This window comes from Ruegeria sp. YTSA064 (assembly GCF_059610325.1).
Map to the genome: position 1 here is coordinate 341,541 of NZ_JBXWNK010000002.1, position 22,177 is coordinate 363,717.

23 protein-coding genes and 2 pseudogenes are annotated in these 22,177 nt (G+C 54.8%); 18 read left to right on the forward strand and 7 right to left on the reverse strand.

Annotation, left to right across the window (positions count from 1 at the left end):
* Positions 1-2: 2 nt before the first annotated feature.
* A complete protein-coding gene (locus tag AC2FI7_RS04210; protein ID WP_496815339.1) occupies positions 3-458 on the reverse strand; it encodes a tripartite tricarboxylate transporter TctB family protein in 456 nt (151 codons plus the stop codon).
* A complete protein-coding gene (locus AC2FI7_RS04215) occupies positions 455-1,966 on the reverse strand; it encodes a tripartite tricarboxylate transporter permease (protein WP_496815341.1) in 1,512 nt (503 codons plus the stop codon). The genes AC2FI7_RS04210 and AC2FI7_RS04215 overlap by 4 nt, the downstream gene beginning before the upstream one ends.
* Before the next feature lie 113 nt (positions 1,967-2,079).
* Between AC2FI7_RS04215 and AC2FI7_RS04220 the strand changes: the two genes are divergently transcribed.
* From AC2FI7_RS04220 to AC2FI7_RS04265, 10 genes and pseudogenes are all read left to right on the forward strand, one after another.
* Positions 2,080-3,111, forward strand: coding sequence for a LacI family DNA-binding transcriptional regulator (locus AC2FI7_RS04220; protein ID WP_010440054.1), 1,032 nt, complete (start codon positions 2,080-2,082; stop codon positions 3,109-3,111).
* A 96-nt stretch (positions 3,112-3,207) separates the two neighbouring features.
* A pseudogene (locus tag AC2FI7_RS04225) lies at positions 3,208-3,963 on the forward strand (IS5 family transposase).
* 231 nt (positions 3,964-4,194) lie between these two features.
* Positions 4,195-4,713: a hypothetical protein gene (locus AC2FI7_RS04230; RefSeq protein ID WP_010440046.1), complete on the forward strand. Its 519-nt coding sequence runs from the start codon at positions 4,195-4,197 to the stop codon at positions 4,711-4,713.
* A 211-nt stretch (positions 4,714-4,924) separates the two neighbouring features.
* Positions 4,925-5,953 (forward strand): alcohol dehydrogenase catalytic domain-containing protein, encoded by a 1,029-nt coding sequence (locus tag AC2FI7_RS04235; RefSeq protein WP_010440045.1) that lies wholly within the window; start codon positions 4,925-4,927, stop codon positions 5,951-5,953.
* A 42-nt stretch (positions 5,954-5,995) separates the two neighbouring features.
* Positions 5,996-6,871 carry a branched-chain amino acid ABC transporter permease gene (locus AC2FI7_RS04240; RefSeq protein WP_010440044.1) on the forward strand — a complete coding sequence of 292 codons (876 nt, stop codon included), beginning with the start codon at positions 5,996-5,998 and terminating at the stop codon, positions 6,869-6,871.
* A gap of 5 nt (positions 6,872-6,876) precedes the next feature.
* A complete protein-coding gene (locus tag AC2FI7_RS04245; protein ID WP_010440042.1) occupies positions 6,877-7,974 on the forward strand; it encodes a branched-chain amino acid ABC transporter permease in 1,098 nt (365 codons plus the stop codon).
* Positions 7,971-8,735 carry an ABC transporter ATP-binding protein gene (locus AC2FI7_RS04250; protein ID WP_010440040.1) on the forward strand — a complete coding sequence of 255 codons (765 nt, stop codon included), beginning with the start codon at positions 7,971-7,973 and terminating at the stop codon, positions 8,733-8,735. Before AC2FI7_RS04245 ends, AC2FI7_RS04250 begins: the two co-directional genes overlap by 4 nt.
* Positions 8,732-9,505, forward strand: a complete 774-nt coding sequence (locus tag AC2FI7_RS04255) for an ABC transporter ATP-binding protein (RefSeq protein WP_496815344.1) — start codon at positions 8,732-8,734, stop codon at positions 9,503-9,505. Before AC2FI7_RS04250 ends, AC2FI7_RS04255 begins: the two co-directional genes overlap by 4 nt.
* 5 nt (positions 9,506-9,510) lie before the next feature.
* A complete protein-coding gene (locus tag AC2FI7_RS04260; protein WP_496815346.1) occupies positions 9,511-11,397 on the forward strand; it encodes an AMP-dependent synthetase/ligase in 1,887 nt (628 codons plus the stop codon).
* A 30-nt stretch (positions 11,398-11,427) separates the two neighbouring features.
* A complete protein-coding gene (locus AC2FI7_RS04265) occupies positions 11,428-12,588 on the forward strand; it encodes an ABC transporter substrate-binding protein (RefSeq protein ID WP_010440033.1) in 1,161 nt (386 codons plus the stop codon).
* A gap of 60 nt (positions 12,589-12,648) precedes the next feature.
* Here AC2FI7_RS04265 and rpsI read toward each other — a convergent pair whose 3' ends face one another.
* Entirely contained in the window at positions 12,649-13,134 is a 486-nt protein-coding gene (rpsI, locus tag AC2FI7_RS04270) for a 30S ribosomal protein S9 (protein WP_010440030.1), read from the reverse strand.
* A gap of 6 nt (positions 13,135-13,140) precedes the next feature.
* A complete protein-coding gene (rplM, locus tag AC2FI7_RS04275; protein ID WP_010440027.1) occupies positions 13,141-13,599 on the reverse strand; it encodes a 50S ribosomal protein L13 in 459 nt (152 codons plus the stop codon).
* A 245-nt stretch (positions 13,600-13,844) separates the two neighbouring features.
* Between rplM and AC2FI7_RS04280 the strand changes: the two genes are divergently transcribed.
* The gene (locus tag AC2FI7_RS04280; protein WP_010440025.1) at positions 13,845-14,210 is read left to right on the forward strand and encodes a nuclear transport factor 2 family protein; all 366 of its coding nucleotides are present in this window, start codon (positions 13,845-13,847) and stop codon (positions 14,208-14,210) included.
* A gap of 3 nt (positions 14,211-14,213) precedes the next feature.
* On the opposite strand, the gene AC2FI7_RS04285 is transcribed toward AC2FI7_RS04280, so the two are convergent.
* Positions 14,214-15,617 (reverse strand): aminotransferase-like domain-containing protein, encoded by a 1,404-nt coding sequence (locus AC2FI7_RS04285; RefSeq protein WP_010440021.1) that lies wholly within the window; start codon positions 15,615-15,617, stop codon positions 14,214-14,216.
* Positions 15,618-15,716: 99 nt separating this feature from the next.
* On the opposite strand from AC2FI7_RS04285, the gene AC2FI7_RS04290 reads away from it, so the two are divergent.
* Positions 15,717-15,944, forward strand: a complete 228-nt coding sequence (locus AC2FI7_RS04290; RefSeq protein ID WP_010440019.1) for a DUF1127 domain-containing protein — start codon at positions 15,717-15,719, stop codon at positions 15,942-15,944.
* A gap of 59 nt (positions 15,945-16,003) precedes the next feature.
* Here the strand turns inward: AC2FI7_RS04290 and AC2FI7_RS04295 are convergent, their stop codons facing one another.
* A complete protein-coding gene (locus AC2FI7_RS04295) occupies positions 16,004-16,447 on the reverse strand; it encodes a PaaI family thioesterase (protein ID WP_010440015.1) in 444 nt (147 codons plus the stop codon).
* A gap of 49 nt (positions 16,448-16,496) precedes the next feature.
* Between AC2FI7_RS04295 and AC2FI7_RS04300 the strand changes: the two are divergent.
* The 4 genes and pseudogenes from AC2FI7_RS04300 to gluQRS form a co-directional block, all read left to right on the forward strand.
* Positions 16,497-17,291 (forward strand): annotated as a pseudogene (locus AC2FI7_RS04300) (enoyl-CoA hydratase); the annotation flags it as partial.
* A gap of 251 nt (positions 17,292-17,542) precedes the next feature.
* Complete coding sequence (gene trmFO / locus AC2FI7_RS04305) at positions 17,543-18,883, forward strand: methylenetetrahydrofolate--tRNA-(uracil(54)-C(5))-methyltransferase (FADH(2)-oxidizing) TrmFO (RefSeq protein ID WP_010440011.1); 1,341 nt, start codon at positions 17,543-17,545, stop codon at positions 18,881-18,883.
* 38 nt (positions 18,884-18,921) lie between these two features.
* Positions 18,922-19,536: a class I SAM-dependent DNA methyltransferase gene (locus AC2FI7_RS04310; protein ID WP_010440009.1), complete on the forward strand. Its 615-nt coding sequence runs from the start codon at positions 18,922-18,924 to the stop codon at positions 19,534-19,536.
* Positions 19,533-20,378 carry a tRNA glutamyl-Q(34) synthetase GluQRS gene (gluQRS, locus tag AC2FI7_RS04315; RefSeq protein ID WP_010440007.1) on the forward strand — a complete coding sequence of 282 codons (846 nt, stop codon included), beginning with the start codon at positions 19,533-19,535 and terminating at the stop codon, positions 20,376-20,378. Before AC2FI7_RS04310 ends, gluQRS begins: the two co-directional genes overlap by 4 nt.
* Before the next feature lie 29 nt (positions 20,379-20,407).
* Here the strand turns inward: gluQRS and hisI are convergent, their stop codons facing one another.
* Positions 20,408-20,797 carry a phosphoribosyl-AMP cyclohydrolase gene (hisI, locus tag AC2FI7_RS04320; RefSeq protein WP_010440005.1) on the reverse strand — a complete coding sequence of 130 codons (390 nt, stop codon included), beginning with the start codon at positions 20,795-20,797 and terminating at the stop codon, positions 20,408-20,410.
* A gap of 48 nt (positions 20,798-20,845) precedes the next feature.
* Between hisI and AC2FI7_RS04325 the strand changes: the two genes are divergently transcribed.
* Together AC2FI7_RS04325 and AC2FI7_RS04330 are read left to right on the forward strand one after the other, a co-directional pair.
* Positions 20,846-21,298, forward strand: coding sequence for an iron-sulfur cluster assembly scaffold protein (locus tag AC2FI7_RS04325; RefSeq protein ID WP_010440004.1), 453 nt, complete (start codon positions 20,846-20,848; stop codon positions 21,296-21,298).
* Between the two features lie 57 nt (positions 21,299-21,355).
* The gene (locus tag AC2FI7_RS04330) at positions 21,356-21,994 is read left to right on the forward strand and encodes a MarC family protein (RefSeq protein WP_010440003.1); all 639 of its coding nucleotides are present in this window, start codon (positions 21,356-21,358) and stop codon (positions 21,992-21,994) included.
* The last annotated feature ends 183 nt before the right edge of the window (positions 21,995-22,177 follow it).

Below are 22,177 nucleotides of genomic sequence, written 5' to 3' on the forward strand. Positions count from 1 at the left end.
GGTTAGAACAGAATTTCCTTTGGTGTGTAGACGTTCAGAAGCATGGCGAAGAGCCCGTACATCACCGCCAAAAAGACTGCCGTGATGACGCCGCGCTTAACCCAGGATTTGGTTTCGGAATGCGGGGCTGGATCATAAATCGACAGCAGAACGAAAAATGCGATGGCCGTCGCTGTGTAGAAGCCCAGCGACTTGGCCGCCCAGAACACGTAGATCAGTGTAATGATCAAACCCGGCAGCATGTTCAGGAACATCGTGCGTGTTACGCCATTTCCGACCTTGGACAAGCCCATTACCGCTTTGCCAAATGTCCATCCGGCCAGCACCACGAAAACTGATGCGATTAGACGCGGGAACAGGAATGCCTCAGCCGGTTGCTGGGTATAGCTGACCCAGGTCACCCATAGACCCACGGCAAAGACCAGACCCGACCCGAATACGTGTTGCGAGCGGTTCATGCCTGCGCCTCCTCTTTCGTGGTGTAGCGACGGTGGAGCAGTTCCATCCAGACCGAGTAAGCGATTGAGGCCAGCACCACTGTAATCAACAACAGGTTCAGTCCACCGGTCAGGAAATACGAGGCCTTGCCGACAGTTGCGTCAGCGATCATCCCGCCTTGAATGAAGTTGGCTTCGGCGATTGGCCCAAGGATTAACCCCAACACCAGTGGTGCGGCTGAAAAACCAAAGCGCTCCAGGAAGAACATGCCGATACCAAGACAGGCCATGACATAAACATCGCCCATCGAACCCTGCACCGAATAGGCCCCGAAGACCGACAGTGCCAGAACGATAGCTGCCATAACCGACTGCGGGACTTGGGCTACACGCGCTGCGAGACCGGCGACATAGAGGCCAAAGATGCACATCAGAACCTGTCCAATCAGCATCGAGTTGATGAATGTCCATGCCACATCTGGATGGTTGTCGAAGAGGTCGGAACCTGGGAAAATCCCATGGATCAGCAATCCGCCCAGCAGAACGGCAGCCGTTGGGCTACCTGGGATCGACAGGGTCAGCAGCGGCACCAGAGACGGACCCACCATCGCGTTATTGGCAGACTCTGCGGCGATTACGCCTTCGGAATGTCCTGTGCCGAACTTGTCTTTTTCAGACGAGAACTTTTTGGTCTGGTCATAAGCGACGAGCCCGGCGATCTGCCCTCCGACGCCGGGGATCAGGCCGATGATCGAACCGGTCAGCGTTCCGATGCTCAACGCGCGTGTGCGGCTAAAGAGTTCGCGGAAGGCTTCGAGGATAGAATGCCGTTGCACCTCAATGACTTCGGCACCGGTGTTGTGGCGACCCTTTGCGAACATTGTCAGCACCTGCGGTATCGCAAACAGGCCAATCAGCGCGGCGATGATATTGATCCCGCCGCCCAAAGCAGGGTGAAAGATGAAGCGCTGCGCGCCCATGATGTCATCAAACCCGATTGTGGCCAGCCACAACCCGATACAGCCGGACAACAGACCCTTGACCACCGAGGCGGAATCCAGCGTCCCGATCACAGTCACCCCCAGAATGGCAAGCCAGAACAGGTGCGACGGGCCAAAGGCAAGCGCCCATTGCGCCAGAACCGGGGTCAGGAAGATCAGCAGCAGCACACCAAAGATGCCCCCGACGGCCGAGGCCAGAAAGGACAGCTGCAAGGCGCGTGCCCCTTGACCCTGTTTCGCCATTGTGTGGCCATCCAGAGTGGTCGCAATATTGGCAGGTGCGCCGGGAATCTTCAGCAGGATCGCACTGACCGCCCCTCCGGCAACGGTCGACGTATAGGCAGCTCCCAGCAGGATCAGCCCCTGCGCCGCCTCAAGCTGGAAGGTGAACGGGATCAGCAGGGCAACCGCCATTGTCGGAGACAGACCCGGCGTCGCACCCAGAATCAAGCCGCCAATCGTGCCGCCCAAAAGCAGCATAAACGACAGCGGCGTGAATACGTCTCCGAAGTAATAAATGAAGTCCATTCAGGGCCTCCCAACCCATCGGTTCATGTTTTTACTTTTGTTGACAAATCAGGGTAGGCGATGAAAATAGTATTGCAAATGTTTTCATAAATTCGACCAAACGGGAGAATATTATGTCTAATTTACAAAATGGTAAGGTAGATATTGTAGCGGTCGCAAAGGCCGCAAAAGTGTCACCGTCAACAGTGTCCCGCACGTTCAATCACCCGAATTTGGTCAGCCCTGCGACTCGGAAAAAGATCAATCGGGCGGTGCAAAGGTTGGGGTATATCCGAAACCGTGCCGCGCAGACGATGCATGGCAAACGTTCCGGCACCATCGGCCTGGTGGTCCCTACGATCAACCACGCCATTTTTTCCGAAGTCATTCAGGCCTTCTCGGACTCAATCGACAAAGGCGGCTTCAGCCTTTTGCTGGCGTCGCATGGATATGACCTCGATCGGGAATACGCGATGGTCCGCAAGTTTCTTGAACATCGTGTCGACGGAGTAGCGCTGGTTGGATTGGAACATTCCGACGCTACCGCCCGACTGATCGAACAGCAGAAAATACCCGCGCTCGCTATTTGGAATTTTTCACAAGATTCCATCCTTCCGTGTGTCGGGGCCGACAATCGGCTGGCCGGGCGTCTTGCGACTGAACATCTACTGGCCTTGGGGCACCGTGACATTGGGCTGATCTTTCCTCAAATCAATGGTAATGACCGTGCACAACATCGGATATCTGCCGTGCATGCTGCGCTTAACGAAATGGGTATTTCCGTTCCGAGTGAGCATGAGTCCGAAGCCCCGTATAGTGTGTCGCAAGCCAAGCAAGCAGCCCTGACCCTCTTGACAAAGCACTCTCGTCCTACGGCGCTGCTTTGCGGAAATGACGTCATTGCACAGGGCGCTTTGTTTGCGGCCCAGAGCCTGGGGGTGAAGGTTCCAGACGATCTCTCGATCATCGGCATCGGAGACTTCAAAGGATCAGCGGATGTTGAGCCGGGCCTCACAACCATTCGTATCCCGGCAGAAAATATCGGCAAACTCGCTGGCGAGAGGTTCACCGACTACATTACGTCAGAACATCCAGAACCTTTTAAAATCTGTTGCGAACTCGAGTGTGTCGTTAGAGGAACGACAAGCCCGGTGTCAGTATATTAACCTACTTGGACAGATTATTTCGCCAACTGAAATTGTTAGGCTCAGGAGCCATTGAAATCCGTTTGGCTGCGTGATTCACGGGTCGAAAAACGAGCGGTGAACAAATCTGATCTATTCTGGTTGAGCGACGCGCAGATGGAGCGGCTTGCACCTTTCTTTCCGAAGTCCCATGGCAAGCCCCGGGTTGACGATAAGCGTGTGCTGAGCGGGATTATATTCATCAATCGCAATAGGTTAAGATGGAGTGACGCACCCAAAGAATACGGGCCGTACAAGACATTGTACAATCGTTGGAAGCGATGGAGCGATAAGGGTATCTTTGCTGAAATGTTGATTGGTTTGGCCGCAGATCACGGTGAAAAGAATACAGTCATGATCGATGCAACCTACCTCAAAGCCCATCGCGCGGCGTCGAGCCTTGCGGTGAAAAAGGGGGACGTAGCCGTCTGGTCGGGCGGACAAAGGGCGGGATGAACACCTAGCTTCACGCGATCTGTGACAGCACTGGATGACCGTCGAACTTCTTCATAACCGCCGGTCAGGTCAGTTCATTACATCGGCGCTCGAACTCTCGTTTCCAGAATACCAAAGGTCGATTGGCTGCTGGGTGATCGAGGCTATGACGCTGATTGGTTCAGGGAAGCATTGAAAGACAAAGGGATACGCGCCTGTACCCCCGGTCGAAAGCAACGCGAGACGGCAGTTCGATACGACAAGCGACGATACAAACGACGTAACCGGATCGAGATCTTGTTCGGCGGGCTGAAGGACTGGCGTCGAGTTGCAACAGGATGCGACAGATGCCCGAAGGTCTTCCTGTCCGCAATCGCGCTCGCCGCACTCGTTATCTAATGGCCGTGAGTCCTGAGCCTAGTTGGCCGCTTGAGTTTCCACCACAAACTTCCGAAACATGTTTTTATCTGATCAATCGACTAAATACGGCATGATGTTGCCACCGCATACCATGCCTATCAGCACAGTGTAGCTCAAACCCGGAATGTGCTGCAGATTCACGGGTTTTCCCCTTGGCGCTAGGGTAAATTCATCCCATGTCGGCGACACATTATTTGAAGGAGACCCCCTATGTCGCGTCTATTGTTAATTGTTGCCATCGCCGTCATTGGCGGAGGGGCATACTATTTCGCCACAAAACCTGAACCAACACCGGCCGAACAGCTTCAATCGGCTGCCGAGGACGCATCCGACGCTGTTGGCGAGGCAGCCACAGCCATTCAAGAGGCTGCGAGCGATGCGGTTGAAGCGGCGACCGAGCAAGCGTCTGAGGCCGCATCTTCGGTTGCAGATCAGGCAAGTGAAGCGGCGTCATCTGTCGCAGAACAAGCCAGCGATGCAGCTTCCGACGCCGGAGAGCAAGTTGCTGCGCTCACGGCGCAGGGGCAAGAGCTGTTTAATTCCTGGGTTCAAGAGGGAATGCTGACTGCACAGAATTTTGACTATGACGCCATGGTCACATCGATCCAGGACAGCACTCTAACTGAGGATATTAAATCCAAAGCTCTTACGATTCTCGACGATATTAAAGCATCGCCCGAGCTGATCGTCGCCAAGATACAAGACCTGCGCAACTTGCTGACGCAGTAGCGCGGCACTTTGAACCAGCCCGGTTGGGGCTGGTTCAGCTAAGCTTGGGCACTTTGATTTCCCTAGTGTTGCGATCGTGCAAAGTAATACAACAAACCCACGAATGCTTGGTTCTGCAACACTGGGAAATACAATTTTAGATGTTTGTCAAAGTGTTACGTTGAAGTAGTTTCCACATTGTGTTGAACTTCCTTTCCAAAAGGATTGCAAAATGACCGCTCTGCCCGACTCCATGATTGCCATTGTTCAAACACATGACGGCTATTCGGGTACTGCCACCGGACCCACTTTGGAAAAGGCATCGGATTGGTTGGCCGAAGCTGATCTGCCCTTGCCCGTTCCCGGGCCGGGTCAGGTGTTGATCAGATTGCGAACTGCCTCGGTTAACCCATCTGATATCCATTTTATCAAAGGCGAATACGGTCAGCCTCGGGTCAAAGGTGCTGCTGCGGGTTTCGAAGGATGTGGAGACGTTGTAGCCACAGGAGCCGGCGCCGAGGCCCTGCAGGATCAGCGGGTGGCGTTTGTTGCAGCAGGCTCAGGTGCATGGGCCGAATATGTCGTTACACAAGCTCAGATGTGCATCCCTTTGCGGCCCGATATCTCAGACGAAGACGGTGCTGCGCAGATTGTTAACCCTCTGACAGCTATGGCGATGGTGGATATCGCGAAGAATGCAGGTGAGGCCTTTGTAGTTTCCGCAGCAACCAGCCAACTCGGAAAATTGATGTGCAGCCTTGGGCGGGACCTTGGGTTGAAACCAATCGCGTTGGTGCGACGAGCTGAGACGATTGACCCGCTAAAGGCCCTCGGCGCTGCAGAGGTGGTGGTGACTGGTGGCGCTGATGCAGCCACGCAGTTCGCGACTATCAGCAAAACCCTAAAACCTCGTGTGTTCCTTGATGCCGTTGCGGACCAACTGTCCGAGCAAGTGTTTTGTGCCATGCCCAATGGCGCGCGCTGGGTGTGTTACGGCAAGCTCAGCTCTGAATTGCCAAAGCTGACCCAGATGGGACAGTTGATCTTTATGAGCAAACGGATCGAAGGGTTTTGGCTGACCCGCTGGATGATGGACACTCCCCCGGCTGATCAAATGCGCGTTGTTGGCGAAGTACAGGCGCGATTTGCGGACGGACGCTGGCACACAGATGTTTCCGCAAGGCTTTCGTTGCGTGAAGTGCTGCCAAATCTGGCAGACGCTCTAAAAAAGAGTGACGGCAAGGTAATTATCACGCCATAGTAGAACAAAGCGCCGGACATAACCGGCTGAGGGAGGGTGAGATTGGATAACGCACAGCTGCTGATCAGCGGGCTGGCGAATGGCTGCGTTTACGGCCTGATCGCTCTGGGCTTTGTTCTGATTTACAAAGCGACCGAGGCGGTGAATTTCGCGCAGGGCGATTTCATGATGCTGGGTGCGTTTGTAACTATCGGCCTTACGAATACTGAATATATGGGTCTGCCCTTCTGGCTAGCGCTGCCAATCTCATTGATGATTATGGGGGCGTTGGGATATTTGATTGATCGGCTGATCATCCGTCGCCTGTTTGGTGAAAGTCAGACCGCGGTCGTGATCCTGACCATCGCTTTGGGCTTTGTGATCCGGTTTGCCGCCGGTCTGATCTGGGGGCACGAGCCACAAACGCTGCAGAATCCTCTGGCCGGGAAGGAAATCCGGTTTGGTGGACTGGTTCTAGGCATGGAAGATGTAGCCGTTATCGTCGTCACTATCCTACTCACCTGGGGCCTTTATGTGTTTTTCAGCAAGACCAAGTTGGGGCTTGCCATGCAGGGTGCGTCTCAGAACCAGTTGGCAGCCTATTATATGGGTATCCCGGTCAAGCGCGTTCAGGGGTTTATCTGGGCCTTGGCAGGTGTCGTTGCCGGAATCGCCGGAATATTGTTCGCCGCCAAAGGCTCGGTTGATCCCACGACCGGATTGCTGGGAATCAAAGCCTTTGCGGCCGCAGTTATCGGAGGGTTCGGCAGCCTTCCGGGTGCATTGGCCGGAGGGCTGATTGTCGGAGTGATCGAACCCTTTGCCAGCCGCTATGTCGCCGCCGGATACAGCCAGATCGCACCATATGCGCTCTTGCTGGCGGTACTGATCTTTCGACCGCACGGGCTGTTCAGCCAGGTGCGGGTCAAGAAGGTCTGAGCACCATGCGGATCGTGTTCAAAACCGACTATATGCAAGACATCCGCCCCTGGAAGGATGGCTATCAACTCAGCCTCTATCTTATCCTTTTGGCGATCGTTACCGCTGCGCCCTGGTGGCTGGATGATTTCTATCTGGGTGAGCTGACCAATGTGCTGATCTGGGCAATAGCCGGGCTCGGCCTGATGATCCTGACAGGTCATACTGGACAAGCCAGCCTCGGCCACGCCGCCTTTCTGGCCGTCGGATGCTATGCAAATGTTGTGCTCATAGAAGCGGGCGTACCTTTTCTACTGGCTTTCCCTGTGGCGGGCCTGTTGACCGGTATCGTTGGTGCAACGGTTGCCATCCCTGCCCTGCGCCTGCACGGCATCTATCTTGCGATTTTTACTTTGGCCCTGTCTGTGCTCATGGACGACATCATCGTTCTGGCCGAACCCATCACCGGAGGTGTCGCGGGTAAATATCTGGGTGGTGTCGAGATCTTTGGACATCTGGTCGATCGTTGGGCTACCCCGGCCCCGTTCTTCTGGCTGGTGCTGGCCGTCGCCGTTGTCGTGACACTGGGCTATATCAACCTATTGCGCGCGCCCTTGGGCCGCAGCTTCATCGCCGTACGAGATTCTGAGGTCTCAGCGCAGGCGATGGGCGTGGATATCGCGCGCACCAAGACGATCTCATTTGCCCTCTCCTGTGCAGTCACTGGGTTGGCAGGCGCACTGATGGGAATGTTTGCGGGAGCGTTCAACAACGAGACTTTCAGCGTCGTTATTTCGATCCAATTGCTGATGATGATCGTGATCGGCGGATTGGGTTCTATCCATGGCGCGTTTCTGGGTGCAATCGTGATCGGTTTCCTGCCGCAGTTCCTGTCGATCTCGAAGGAATATGCAGCGGCCATATTTGGCGGAAACACCGTTGCCATTCCGGGTTTGGAGTTTGGCATCTTCGGCATGATCCTGATCGCCTTCATCCTGTTCGAACCAATGGGCCTCTATGGCCGATGGTTGAAAATCCGCACTTGGTTCGAGCTGTTCCCCTTCTACCGCAAGGACATGTTCAAACGGCAAAAATCGTATCTCAAGACGGAGCGTCTGAGATGAGCTTGCTGGAGTTTGAAAGCGTCACCCTGAAATTCGGCGGTCTGACCGCAGTCGATAATCTGTCATTTGGTGTTCAGGAGGGCGAGGTTTTTGCCATCGTTGGTCCGAACGGGGCTGGCAAATCTACAGTCTTCAATCTGATCTCACGATTTTACGATCCTTATGCGGGGGCGATCCGGTTCGATGGGCACGACTTGCTGCGCGTGAAACCTTCGGCCGTAGCAGCCTATGGTGTGGCACGTACATTCCAGAACATTGAACTGTTCGAACACGCGACCGTTCTACAGAACCTTCTGGTCGGGCGCCACCGGCACCGCAAAACCAATCTGTTCTCGGAAATTCTGTTTACGCCCGCTGCGCGCAAGCAAGAGATTGAAAACCGTGAAATGGTAGAAGAGATCATCGACTTCCTCGACCTTCAGGCTTTCCGCGACAAGATGATCTCGGGCCTACCCTACGGTGTACGCAAGGTGGTCGAGGTCGCACGCGCGCTGGCCACCGATCCAAAACTCCTGCTACTGGACGAACCCGCCTCGGGCCTGTCGGTTGAAGAGACCTCCGATATGCGCTGGTGGATCGATGATATCCGACGGCAGATGGGGATCACCGTGCTGATGGTGGAACATGACATGGGACTGGTCTCGGGCGTTTCCGACCGGGTGCTGGCGATGGCTGACGGAGCGAAACTTGCGCTAGGAACCCCTGCTGAGGTTCAATCGCATCCAGCCGTGGTCGAGGCTTATCTGGGGAAAGCCTCATGAATGAGCCAATTCTCAGAATCCGCAATATCGAAAGCTTCTATGGCCCGATCATGGCCATTCGCGGTGTATCGCTGGACGTGCATCCAGGGCAGATCGTCTCGATCCTTGGCGCGAATGGTGCAGGCAAGACGACACTAATGAAAACCGTCTCGGGCGTGATGGACCCCGAAAAAGGCACGATCACATTTGACGGCCAGCAAATACAAGGCTCCGAACCTTACAAGGTTGTTCAAAAAGGCATCGTACATGTGCCTGAAGGACGTGAGGTTTTTCCGCTTCTGACCGTCGATGAGAACCTGAGCCTTGGCGCGTATACCCTGTCAGACAAAGGTCAGATCGATCACGATCGCGATCTGGTCTTTTCCTACTTTCCCGTTCTGAAAGAACGCCGGGGTCAAGAGGCCGGCACCTTGTCTGGCGGGCAACAGCAGATGCTGGCAATCGGGCGCGGTTTGATGGCCAACCCCCGTATCATGCTGCTGGACGAGCCCTCGCTGGGCCTGTCACCGTTGTTGGTGCAAGAGATTTTTGGCATCCTCAAGCGCCTCAATGACGAGCAGAAAATGACGATGATGCTGGTTGAACAGAACGCCAATGCCGCCTTGGAACTTGCCCATCATGGCTATGTTATGGAGATCGGGCGGATCGTCATGGATGGTGCCGCCGATGTATTGCTGCAATCCGAAGACATCCAGAACTTCTATTTGGGCGTTCAGGAAGAAGGCGCGCGGGAGAACCGCCGTTGGAAACGCAAGAAGACGTGGAGGTGAGCCGGATGGACGCGAACCCCCTGCCCCCTCAGATCACGATCAACGGCGTGCAGTTCAACGCGACGCCCGGGCAGCGCCCGCTGTGGGTCGATGGTTGCGTGACGATTTGCGAGCTGTTCCAAAAACGTTGTGCCGAGTCGGGATCACGCACAGCGCATCGTGAAAAGGATTTCGGCATCTGGAAATCCTATTCATGGGCCGACTACTGGCAGCACGCCAGATGGATCGGGCTGGCCCTGCGCAAGTTGGGCCTGCAACGTGGCGAAGTTGTGTCAATCCTGTCCGAAGACCGTAAGGAATGGGCATGGTTCGATATGGGCATCCAATGCGTCGGAGGGATCGCCTCTGGCGTCTACACCACGGATTCAGCTGCTCAGCTGAAATATCTGATCAACGACAGTGGCAGCCGGTTTCTGATCGTTGAAGACGAAGAGCAGTTGGACAAGTTCCTCGAGGTAGAAGAGCAACTTCCAGATTTGCTCAAGGTCATTATCCTTGAAGACGAAGGCCTGCACGATCTCGACCATCCGCGTTGCATGATGATTGGGGACTTGTACTCTCTGGGGCGGCAGGCTGAGGCCGAAGAACCTGGCGCATTCGAGGCTGAGATCGCTGCGGCCTCGCCACAAGACACTGCCTTGCTCATCTATACATCGGGCACCACCGGCAATCCTAAGGGCGCCATGCTAAGCCATGAAAACATCATGGCGGCGATCGAAGCTGGCGCCCATTCCCTGCCGTCTCAGTCGACCGACGAACAACTGTGTTTTCTGCCGCTCTGTCATATCCTCGAGCGCGATGTGTCGATCTATTACCCACTGGCGATGAAAAGCACAGTGAATTTCGCCGAAAGCCCCGAAACGGTATTCGCCAACCTGCAAGAAGTCTCTCCCGCCACCTTTACCGCCGTTCCACGAGTGTGGGAGAAAATCTACTCGCAGGTCATGTTCATGGCAAAAGAAGCCACGCCGACCGGGCGTTTCGCCTTTGTGCAGGCGCTCAAGGCGGGCACGGCGCGGGCTGATTACATCCTTACGGGCAAGCCCGTGCCCTCGCTGGTCGCAATGCGGTTCTGGTTCTGGGATCGGCTAGTACTGCGCAACCTGCGCCGGATGCTGGGCCTAGACCGGCTTCGTCGGGGTGGTTCTGGTGCAGCGCCGATCTCTCCTGATCTGCTTAGATGGTATTGGGCCATCGGCGTACCAATTGTCGAAGGGTTCGGGATGACCGAGACTGCCGGCATAGCGGCGTTGAACACGCTTGGGGTCAACAAGATCGGCACCATTGGAATGCCAGTGCCCGGCAACGACATGCGTATTTCGGATGATGGGGAAATTCAGGTTAAAGGTCTGAACATTTTTCAGGGCTACTGGCGCAACAATGCCAAAACGGCTGAAAGCTTCACTTGCGACGGCTGGCTGCGCACCGGGGATATGGGGCATATCGACGAGGATGGCTTTGTCACCATCACAGGTCGCCTCAAGGACATCATCATCACTGCGGGCGGCAAGAACATCACGCCCGCCGAGATCGAGAGTGGATTGAAGTTCAGCCAGTACATCTCGGACGCGGTAATCATCGGGGACAGGCGTAAGTATTTAACTGCGCTAATCATGATCGATCAGGAGAATGTCGAGAAATTCGCGCAAGAGCGTAAGATCCCCTTCTCGAATTTTGCATCCCTCTGTGCGGCATCGGAAGTCACCGAACTAATTGGTGCAGAGATCAAAGCCGTAAACAAAGAGTTTGCACGGGTCGAACAGATCAAGGATTTTCGTTTGATCGATGTGTTGCTGACCGCAGAGGATGATGAGCTGACTGCGACGATGAAACTCAAGCGTGGTCTTGTGGAAAAGAAACACGCACATCTCATTGAAGATATGTACAATTAGTTAAGGGACGACCCAACAGGGAGGAGAAATATGAAACAACTGATTAAAGGGTTTGCTGCAGCCACGGCATTAACTGCATGCGCCACAATAGGCTGGGCGCAAACCCAAGGTGTGAGCGATGATGAGATCGTCATCGGCTCTGTTAACGACCTCAGTGGCATCTTCGCTGCCGTGGGAGTACCGGCCACGAAGGGCGCGAATGTGGTCTTTGATCGGGTCAACGCTGAGGGCGGCGTTCACGGGCGTCAGATTCGCTTTGTGGTCGAGGATAATGGCTACCAGATGCCACGCGCGATGCAGGGTTATAACAAGCTTCTGAACCGCGATAAGGTGTTTGCCATGCTGCAATCGCTGGGTACGCCGATGAACGTCGCCGGGTTCAAGCTGCTGGACCCGAAAGGTATTCCCAACGTCGCTCCTCTGACCGCCGCGCGGCAGATGCTGCAAGAGCCGATGAAGAACAAGTTCACGTCGTTCTCGACCTATTACGACCAGGCGCGGATTGGAGTGAAATATCTAAACGGTGAATTCGGATCGCAAACCGTCTGCACAATGTATCTACCCACCGATTTCGGCGAGGAAATCCTGGAAGGCAGCAAAGCTGGGGCTGAAGAAGCTGGCATCACTTTCGGCGCAGAGACCACCCATAAGCCGGACGAGACGGACTTCGTGGGGTCCTTGAGCAAGCTCAAGGAAGAAGGTTGCGATATCGTCACCATGGCCCTCGGCGTACGTCAGGCAATCACCGTTGTTGGAACGGCCAAGAAAATGGGTCTGACCGACATGAAGTTCCTCGGCACCTCGGCCAGCTTCTTGACCGTGGTGGCACAGGTACCCGGAGGCGTCACGGATGGTTTCTATGCAGCCGCGTCCTGGTTGGACCTCTGGGCGCGCGCGGAAGAACCTGCCCCGGCAGCGTTTATCGCAGAATACAAAGAGGCAACAGGCGAGGATCCGGTCGGTTTCTCAATGCTTGGCTATTCAGCAGCCGAGATGATGGTCAAAGCGCTTGAGGCCGCAGGGCCTGATCTGACCCACGAAAGTTTCATCGCCGCAATGGAATCGCTGGATTACATGGATGAGCTGGTCGGCAACCAGATCACCTATGGGCCGGATGACCATCAGGGTGCTGATACTGTCTTTGTCAGCGTCGTCGAAAATGGTGCGTGGAAACTGGTTTACGAAGAATAAACCCACCAAAGAAAAAGGGCTCGCAGTTGCGAGCCCTTTCCAATTCGGTATCCGTAGCGATTAACGCTTCGAGAACTGGAACGAACGACGCGCTTTGCGCTTACCGTATTTCTTACGTTCCACAACGCGGCTGTCGCGGGTCAGGAAGCCAGCAGCTTTCAGAGCGCCACGCAGGTTCGGATCGTACAGTTGCAGCGCTTTCGAGATGCCGTGCTTGACCGCACCGGCCTGCCCCGTCAGGCCACCGCCTTTGACGGTTGCAACAACATCGAACTCACCTTCAACACCAGCAACCTGGAACGGCTGGCGCAGGATCAGCTGCAGAACGGGACGCGCAAAATACTTGTCCTGATCCTTGCCGTTCACGGTGACCTTGCCGGAACCCGGCTTGATCCAAACGCGGGCAACGGCGTCTTTACGCTTGCCGGTGGCATAGGAGCGGCCCAGTTCGTCACGTACGGGTTCACGCACGATGACTTCTTCGGCCACGGTTTCAACGCCTGCGACGGCGCTCAGCTCTTCGAGAGTATTGATCTGATCAGCCATCGGTCATTAGCTCCGGGTGTTTTTCTTGTTCATGGATGCAACATCCAGAACTTCGGGCGCTTGCGCCTCATGAGGATGCTCGGCACCGGCGTAAACGCGCAGATTGGTCATCTGCTGGCGTGCCAGACGGTTGCCCGGCAGCATGCGCTTGACCGCTTGGGTCACGACGCGCTCGGGGTGTGCACCTTCGAGGATCTGCTGCTTGGTGCGCGACTTGATGCCGCCCGGGTGGCCAGTGTGCCAGTAGAAGTTCTCTTCGCGCTTCTTGCCGGTCATCTGGATTTTGTCAGCGTTGATCACGATGACGTTGTCGCCCATGTCCATGTTCGGGGTGAACGACGCTTTGTGCTTGCCACGCAGGCGCATGGCGACGATCGAGGCAAGACGGCCCAGAACAACGCCTTCTGCGTCGATCAGGATCCATTTCTTGTCGATGTCTGCAGGTGTTGCAGAAAAGGTTTTCATGGCAGGATAGTCCTGTTTGATGTGAAAGACCGCCCCGTGGCGGAGCGGCCCGAATTCGATGGATGGGGTTTAGACCTACTCGTGATGCAGGTCAATACACGCAAGGTAGAATAAATTATGCGATAACAGATGTTTACAAAATAGGTATTATTTTACCCCAATGATTTATCCGCCAACCTATCTAAATCTATTAGGCGCGCAACTGTAACCCACTCATTAAAACCAACCTGTCCCCGGAGGCTACCATGCAAGAACTAAACAATGTAATTGCCGCTTATGGTGCGGCCTGGCAGGAAACGAACCCGAATAGACGACTGGAACTGCTTGATCAATGTTTTGCTGGCAATGGCCGCTATGTCGATCCTACCGCTGCGGTAACTGGAAGAGATAAGTTATCCGCACATATCGGAGAAGTCCTGAAAGATACGCAAGGCCGCGTTGAACTGACAAGCGCCCCCACCTCACATCATGACGTCGTCCACTTCACTTGGCATATGGTTTCACCCGATGGTTCGATCATGGTTGCGGGGCATGATTTCATCCGCCTCGATGCCGACGGCAAGATCGGGCATCTGGCCGGTTTTTTTGGCGACCCTGCCCCGTTGAACTAAGGCTTAGACGCTTATTTGTTCGGGTGGGTTATCCAACAACGCGCGCAGACGCAGCATTGCATCTTCAAATTTAGCTAACGAGACATGCCCGTTCACTGCAATTCGGACAGCATTCGGTGCCCTGCCGTCCCTAAGCGCGAATTCGTCGGCGGATCGCAATTGAATACCTTCACGTTCAGCTGCGCGACTGAATGCAGCAGAGCGCCAACCCGAAGGCAGATGTAGCCACACAAAGGGAATCTCTGAATCCCAATTGAGGTCAAAGCCGCCCAAGGCGTTTACTGCGACCCGCACATATTCTCCCATCTTGGAGCGAACATCTCGTGCCAGTTGCCTCGCCTCTGGGTGCCCCAACAATAGCCGCGTCAATTCGGCTAAGGGTTGGGCCAACCCAAAGTACCCGTACTCGGCAGATCGGCGCAAATCTACGCTTCGCTCCCGTGGGGCAATCGCGAATCCAACGCGCAGTGCCGGCGTCAGCGTTTTGGAAATTGAAGAGACATGCCAGCCCCGCTCAGGTGCCAACGCACGATAGCTAGGCGCGCGTGCCTCACCCATGCGATAGCAATCATCTTCGATGATTTGCAATTCATACTTACGCGCGATCTCAACAACTTCTTTGCGTCGCTCCAGCGGAGAATGCCCGCCCGTGGGGTTCTGCACCTCGGGTGAGACGCAAATCGCCTGCGCCTTGGTTTGCCTGAGGATGTGATCCAGCGCTTCGGGGCTTATTCCCCATTTGTCCATTTTTACCCCGACAATCTCGGCGCGCATCAATTCACCGGCACGCCGGAAACCGGCATACGATAGATCCTCGACCAGTACGACGGGTCTGGGATCCCTCAGAACGGTTTGAAAAACAACACAAATACCACTTTGTCCGCCATGCGTCAGTACAATGTCATCAGCATTCAATGAGCCAAGTGGAAGATCCGATAACCAGTCAGCCACAACTTGGCGCACCGGTAGATAAGCATCGCGGGTCGGATAGTTCATGAACATCCGCGGATCGCCTTTCGCAACCTTTTCAAGGCATTCGCGGATTAAGGTCACCTGCCCTACATCTGGCAGGCGTGGGCTGAACAGGCTAACGTTGGACTCATATTTATCGTCCCTCAGGTGCAACTGCCGCGACCAGACATCATCCAAAATGGGCGATCGCGGTGGGGCGACAAATGTACCACGCCCGACCTCGGCTTGTAGCAAACCTTCATCGGTCAGGATCGTATAGGCACGCGCGACAGTGCCTGGTGTGATCTTTAATCGATACGCCAGTTCCCGCACCGGAGGCAGCTTCTTTCCAACCTCCAGTGTCTTGTTATCTATCGCTTTTCGGATCGTGTCGGCAACCAGAGTGTATTTCGGACCTTTGGATTTCGGTAACGCCTCTGGCCAAATTGTATCCATTACAATTCTTCCTTTGATTTCGATACAATGTTGAATGTATCAACGCACTGTACCGAACATCTTAGCTTTGTGTCAATACAATTAGAAAGGATACCCAAGATGACACGCGCAATGCACAACCCCGCCCTCTTGCTGCTGAACGACAGCCCTCGGCTGCCGCTGATCGCCGCGCTGGCCGTGCGGTTTGCGGCGATTGTCACACAGTGGGAGCAACGCCGCCGAAGCCGCGTCAATTTAGGCAAGCTGGATGACAGGCTGCTTCGCGATGTAGGACTGACCCGCCATCGCGCTGATGAAGAAGTAAGCCGCTACTTCTGGATGAAATAATTATCCCCAGTCCCATCTAAGGGACCTCTTCCTGGCCGGGGTTTGTCCCCGGCCCTTTTTTATCCAAACGCGGCGGCGGCTGAACCTTCTGGAGGAATGGAATACGTCATACTCGCCCGTGCGACCGGTTTGTCCGAGCCGTCCGAGTACATCAGCACATCCCCTACTGCCAATGTTCGACCTAATTTCAGCAACTTGCATTCGGCAATTAAGTCGGTGCCACCTTCCGGCTTGCGAAGGAAATCCAGCGAACTGTTTGTAGTTACCGCCAGCGATTGCCGACCCTTTCGCGCCAAAACCATCGCATAAACGCTAACATCTGCCAGCCCGAACATGGACGGCCCGGATACGGTGCCGCCAGGGCGCAGATGTCGGTCCTCGACCCTTAGTCGCATCGTGATTGACGTCTCGGTCAGTTCTTCCACAACAAAATCGCTGTGGACCTGTGGAAATACTTCTTCCAGATACTCTGTCAAATCTTGTTTGCTCAGTGCTAACGACATGCTTCCCCTCATGGCTCTGCCCGCCTAGAGTTGGCCCGAACGCCAGCGGGAGGGCAAGATGGCAATTCTGGAACGTAACGACACAGGAGCTATTGCGCGGCTCAAGATGAATGCGCCTGAGCGTTTGAATGCACTGAGTGACGAAATGCTCGCCGCGTTGCAGGCCGAGCTCGATGCACTGCGTAATGATAATTCGATTCGTGTCGTTATTCTTTCAGGGGCGGGAAAAGCGTTTTGTGCCGGGCACGATCTGAAACAGATGACGCAAGGACGACAGGCCAGCGACCGAGGGCTTTCCTACTTTCAGGATCTGTTCGACCGCTGCGCAAAGATGATGCTGTCTATCCAGTCCCTGCCCCAGCCTGTTATTGCCCAGACGCACGGAATCGCTACGGCGGCAGGCTGTCAGTTGGTAGCAACCTGTGACATGGCAATTGCGGCCGAGGGTACACGGTTTGGCGTAAATGGCGTTAATATCGGCCTGTTTTGCTCGACCCCGATGGTGGCACTCAGCCGGAATATTCCGCGTAAACAGGCGTTTGAGATGCTGACGACCGGTGATTTTATTTCAGCCGAGCGCGCAGCCGAGCTTGGTCTGGTCAACCGGGTTGTCCCTGAAAACCTGCTGGCGGAAGAAACTGATACGCTTGCTGAGAAGTTGGCGGCAAAGCTTAGCAGTGCGGTGAAAATCGGTAAAACAGCTTTTTATCAACAAGTTAACATGCCCGTTGACCAGGCCTACGCGTATACTGCCGAAGTAATGGCACAGAATATGATGGACCGGAATACCGAGGAAGGCATAAGCGCATTTATAGAGAAACGTCCGCCCAATTGGCATCAGTGACGCTGTTATTTCATACATTTTTCAGCACTGTTCGCATTTTTTCACTTTTCAAAAGGGCGACACTGTGGCAATGCTGGGACAAGGCCAAGGCCTGAATATGCTTTTGGGTCGCCGTGGGCGGAAGGTCCCTCCAGCTGGTTTCTCTCACCGGCGCAGACATTCCCGCAGCGGCGACCCCAAAAACTTCTCCGTTTAAAGTTGCTGATATCTGCGCATTGCGTATGACGTTGCAGTGCCCTATTTGGCAGCGCATGACAGATAAGTTGCACATCGTGGGCGGCGGCATGGCCGGGTCCGAGGCCGCCTGGCAGGCGGCGGAAATGGGCGTGGATGTTGTGATCCACGAAATGCGACCCAAAGTAGGCACCTTTGCGCACCAGACCGGCAATCTGGCCGAGATGGTATGTTCGAACTCTTTCCGCTCGGATGATGATGAACAGAACGCTGTCGGATTGCTGCATTGGGAAATGCGCGCAGCAAACGGGTTGATTATGACCACGGCTGATAGCCACCGCCTACCAGCAGGTGGTGCCCTGGCGGTTGACCGTGATCCTTTTGCTGAATCTGTGACCGCCAAGTTGAAGGCACATTCACACGTATCAGTCACTGACGAGGAGGTCATCAGCCTGCCCAGTGAGGGCCACTGGATATTCGCCACAGGCCCGCTGACCTCACCCGGTTTGAGTGAGGCCATACGGTCAGAGACAGGTGCCGAAGCACTAGCCTTTTTCGACGCCATAGCGCCTATCGTCTACGCTGACAGCATTGATATGAGCAAAGCATGGATGCAGTCGCGTTATGACAAGGGCGAGACCGAAGAAGAACGGACGGCCTATCTCAATTGTCCGATGGATCGTGAACAGTACGAAGCCTTCATTGATGCGCTGCTGGCGGCTGACAAGACCGAGTTCCACGAGGGCGAAACCGCTGGTTATTTCGACGGCTGCCTGCCGATCGAAGTAATGGCCGAGCGCGGCCGTGAAACCTTGCGTCACGGTCCGATGAAACCCGTTGGTCTGACCAATCCGCACCAACCGGATGTAAAGCCACACGCTGTTGTTCAATTGCGGCGTGACAATGCATTGGGCACCTTATTCAACATCGTTGGTTTTCAGACCAAGATGAAATACGGCGCACAAACGGATGTTTTTCGTAAAATCCCAGGGCTGGAAAACGCCAGCTTTGCGCGGTTGGGTGGCATTCATCGTAATACCTTCATCAATTCCCCGACATTGCTAGATGCGCAGATGCGGCTGAAATCCCGGCCCAATATTCGATTTGCGGGCCAGATCACCGGGGTTGAAGGCTATGTTGAAAGTGCCGCGATGGGCTTGCTGGCTGGTCGTCTTGGTGCCGCCGAGATTTTGGGCAAGACCTTGCCCGAAGTGCCTCATGACAGCGCGATGGGCGCGTTGATCCACCATATTACCGGCGGTGCTGAGGCCAAAACGTTCCAGCCCATGAACGTGAATTTCGGATTGTTCCGCCCTGTCGATGGTCTGAAAGGTGGTCGTCGGGGCCGTAAAGATCGCTACAAGGCGTATACAGACCGGGCAAAAGCTGTCTGGAGAGACTGGTTAAACCAGTGTTGACTGGACGGCACGCCTACCCTGCGCCTAACATGTGAGGTATGAGCGACAAGTTTTTGAAAAACACATACAATCTGAACTCTGCCCAGGAAACGCAGGAACACTATCAGAATTGGGCGGCTTCGTATGATGATGAAGTCGATGAGCATGGCTACGTCACCCCGGATCGTGTTGCCGCAGCATTGTGGTCATTTATCTCAGATGCCGAGGTGCCGGTTCTGGACTATGGCTGTGGCACAGGGCTTTCAGGTGTTGCGCTGAGCAAGGCCGGTTTCCACGTGATCGACGGCATGGACCCATCGCCGAATATGCTGAAAGGGGCAGCGGCCAAGGGTGTCTATCGCAATCTGATAGGCTTTGACGTCACCAACCCCGAACCGATTGAGGCGGGTGCTTACTCTGCCATCACATCTATAGGGGTTATTGGAGCCGGCGCGGCTCCGCCTGAAACCTTTGATCTTCTTATGAATGCGTTACCACGCGGTGGGTATCTGGCCTTTTCTTTCAATGACCATACCTTGGCCGATCACGCCTATACCGCGCGTCTCAACGATTGGCTGGACATGGGGCACGCACGGTTGTTATTTCGTGAATATGGCCCTCACCTCCCCGGAATGGACATGAAATCTAACGTCTACGTTGTTGAAAAAGCGTGAGATTCATAACGCGCTTTGCGCCTTCTCCGACAGGTCTATTGCATCTGGGCCATGCATATTCTGCACTTCTGGCCCATGATCAAGCGCAGGCTGCAGGTGGAGAATTCCACTTGCGGATCGAAGATGTAGATCAGTCGCGTTCTCGCCTTCATTGGGAAAACCAAATCTATGACGATCTGCACTGGCTTGGCCTGACATGGCCTCAGCCGGTGATGCGCCAATCAGATCGAATTCAAAAATATCGACGCGCGCTCGAAACCTTGATCGATCTGAAGTTGGTCTACCCTTGCCAATGTAAGCGTGCCGATATCGAGGCCGCGGCTGGGGCCCCACAGGAAGGAGCGCCCCAGTTTGGACCAGATGGGCGCATCTATCCGGGTACATGCCGTCAGCGGCTCCTGCAGGATTCGGCCTCCGAGGATGTTCTTCGCCTCAATATGGAAAAAGCACTAGAGGCGTCAGAGCTTCGCACTTTTCGTGAAACCGGAGCGAAACATGCGGGAACACACTCACTTTGTGCCGATACGCTTCTCAACGCAGTCGGCGATATCATCCTCGTTCGGCGCAATATGGGCAGTTCTTATCATTTGTCCGTAGTCGTTGACGACGCAGATCAGGACATAACGCATGTGGTCCGAGGTGAAGATCTGTTCGACGCTACGCAGATACACGTCTTGCTACAGGGCTTGCTTGGGCTGCCAACGCCGGTATATCACCACCACCGTCTAATCCGAGATGAAGCGGGCAAACGGCTTGCAAAACGCGATGATGCGCGCGCGATTTCTCTATATCGCGATCAAGGTATTACACCGGCCGAAATCAGAACGATGGTCGGGCTTTAATCTTAGAATCAACCCGATCGCCAAACGCTTCATTCCATCGGTGACATAAGCTCGACTTCGGTGCCATCGCGAACCGCTGTATAGAAGCAACTCCGCCGATTTGTGTGACAGGCCGGACCGGTTTGTTTCACTACGATCAGAAGGCAATCCCGGTCACAATCGACGCGAAAATCCACCAACTCCTGCGCATGGCCCGAACTTTCGCCTTTGACCCAGAACGCCTGTCGCGATCGCGACCAATAGGTGACACGCCCAGTATCCAGCGTACGCTCGATGGACTGGGCGTTCATCCATGCCATCATAAGAACCTCACCGGTTTCTTCATCCTGCGCAATCGCAGGGATCAAACCAGCCTCGTTGAATTTCAGTGTCGACGGGTTGAACAAGACTGTGTCAGCCATCGCAAAAACCTTTTGCATCCCAGAATCTCGCCATTATGTATGGGGAATAGAAAACGAGGGAAAGCCATGAGCGGCGAAACCGATCTAATCAAGCTCTATTCCGGACGCATTCTGGCGCTGGCGGCGGATATTCCGCATCTGGACCGCTTGGAAAATCCCGATGCAACAGTGAAAAAACGTGCACCTTTATGCGGCTCGACAGTAACTGTTGACGTCAATGTCGAGGATGGGCGGATTACCAACTTCGGGCAGGATGTTAAGGCTTGTGCTTTGGGCCAGGCTTCGGCTTCGGTTGTCGGCAGCGCGGTGATCGGTGCGACACGGGCTCAGGTAGAAACCGCGCGCGATCAGCTTTCGGCAATGTTGAAGAAAGACGGCCCGGCCCCCGACGCTCCATTTGACGGGCTCGAGGTTTTAATGCCCGCACGGGACTATAAGAATCGACATGCTTCGATCCTGTTGGCACTGGACGCAACCGCGGAAGCGATGGAGCAGGTAGAACAAGCCAACTGCGCCTGATCGTGGCTTTTCCAATCAAAGCCGTATAGTGTGCCCCTAATTGATTTGGGGGTTAACGTGAACAACTTGCTGGAACATTTCGTGACGCTTTGGGTTGTAATCGACCCGATCGGCACGATCCCCGTCTTTATCGCCGTCACTGCCGGTATAGCCGCTGGGGCCCGTCGCAAGACCGCCCTATTGGCGGCATTGGTGAGCGCGGGAATACTAATGTTCTTTCTCATCTTCGGACAACTTGTGATCGAGGCATTGGACATCGGCCTGAACTCGTTTCAGGTTGCCGGTGGGATAATCCTGTTTCTCTTCGCGTTGACCATGATCTTTGGCGAAAGCAAGCAAGAGGTTGAACAACGTCAGGCCGAAGAGGACCTGGACGATAAAATGCATAAGACCAATCCAGCCATTTTCCCGCTGGCCGTACCATCCCTCGCCTCCCCTGGCGCGATGCTCGCTATCGTTGTTTTAACCGACAACAACCGATACAGCGTCGCTGATCAAAGTATCACTGCATTGGTTATGCTAGCCGTGATCGCCATCGCGTTTGTGCTGATGCTATTGGCAGAACCGATCATCCGGTTAATCGGACATTCTGGTGCAGCCATCATCAGCCGCGTAATGGGGATGATACTGGCCTCAGTCGCGGTCAATTCTGTCCTGTCGGCGACGATTGAGATTATCAAAACTGGTCAGCTTTGAAAAAAGAACCGCCGCACCTTCCGGGCGGAAAGGGCGGCGGCAAGTCATGCGTTTCTCATGTAGGGTCCGGATTACCGCACGGGGCCGAGGCTGGCCCCTTCAAGGGAAATGGGACAGGCAGGTCACCCTTGATCATGACGGGGAAACAAGCGCGGTATGATCGGCACGAGATCGCAGGCAGAA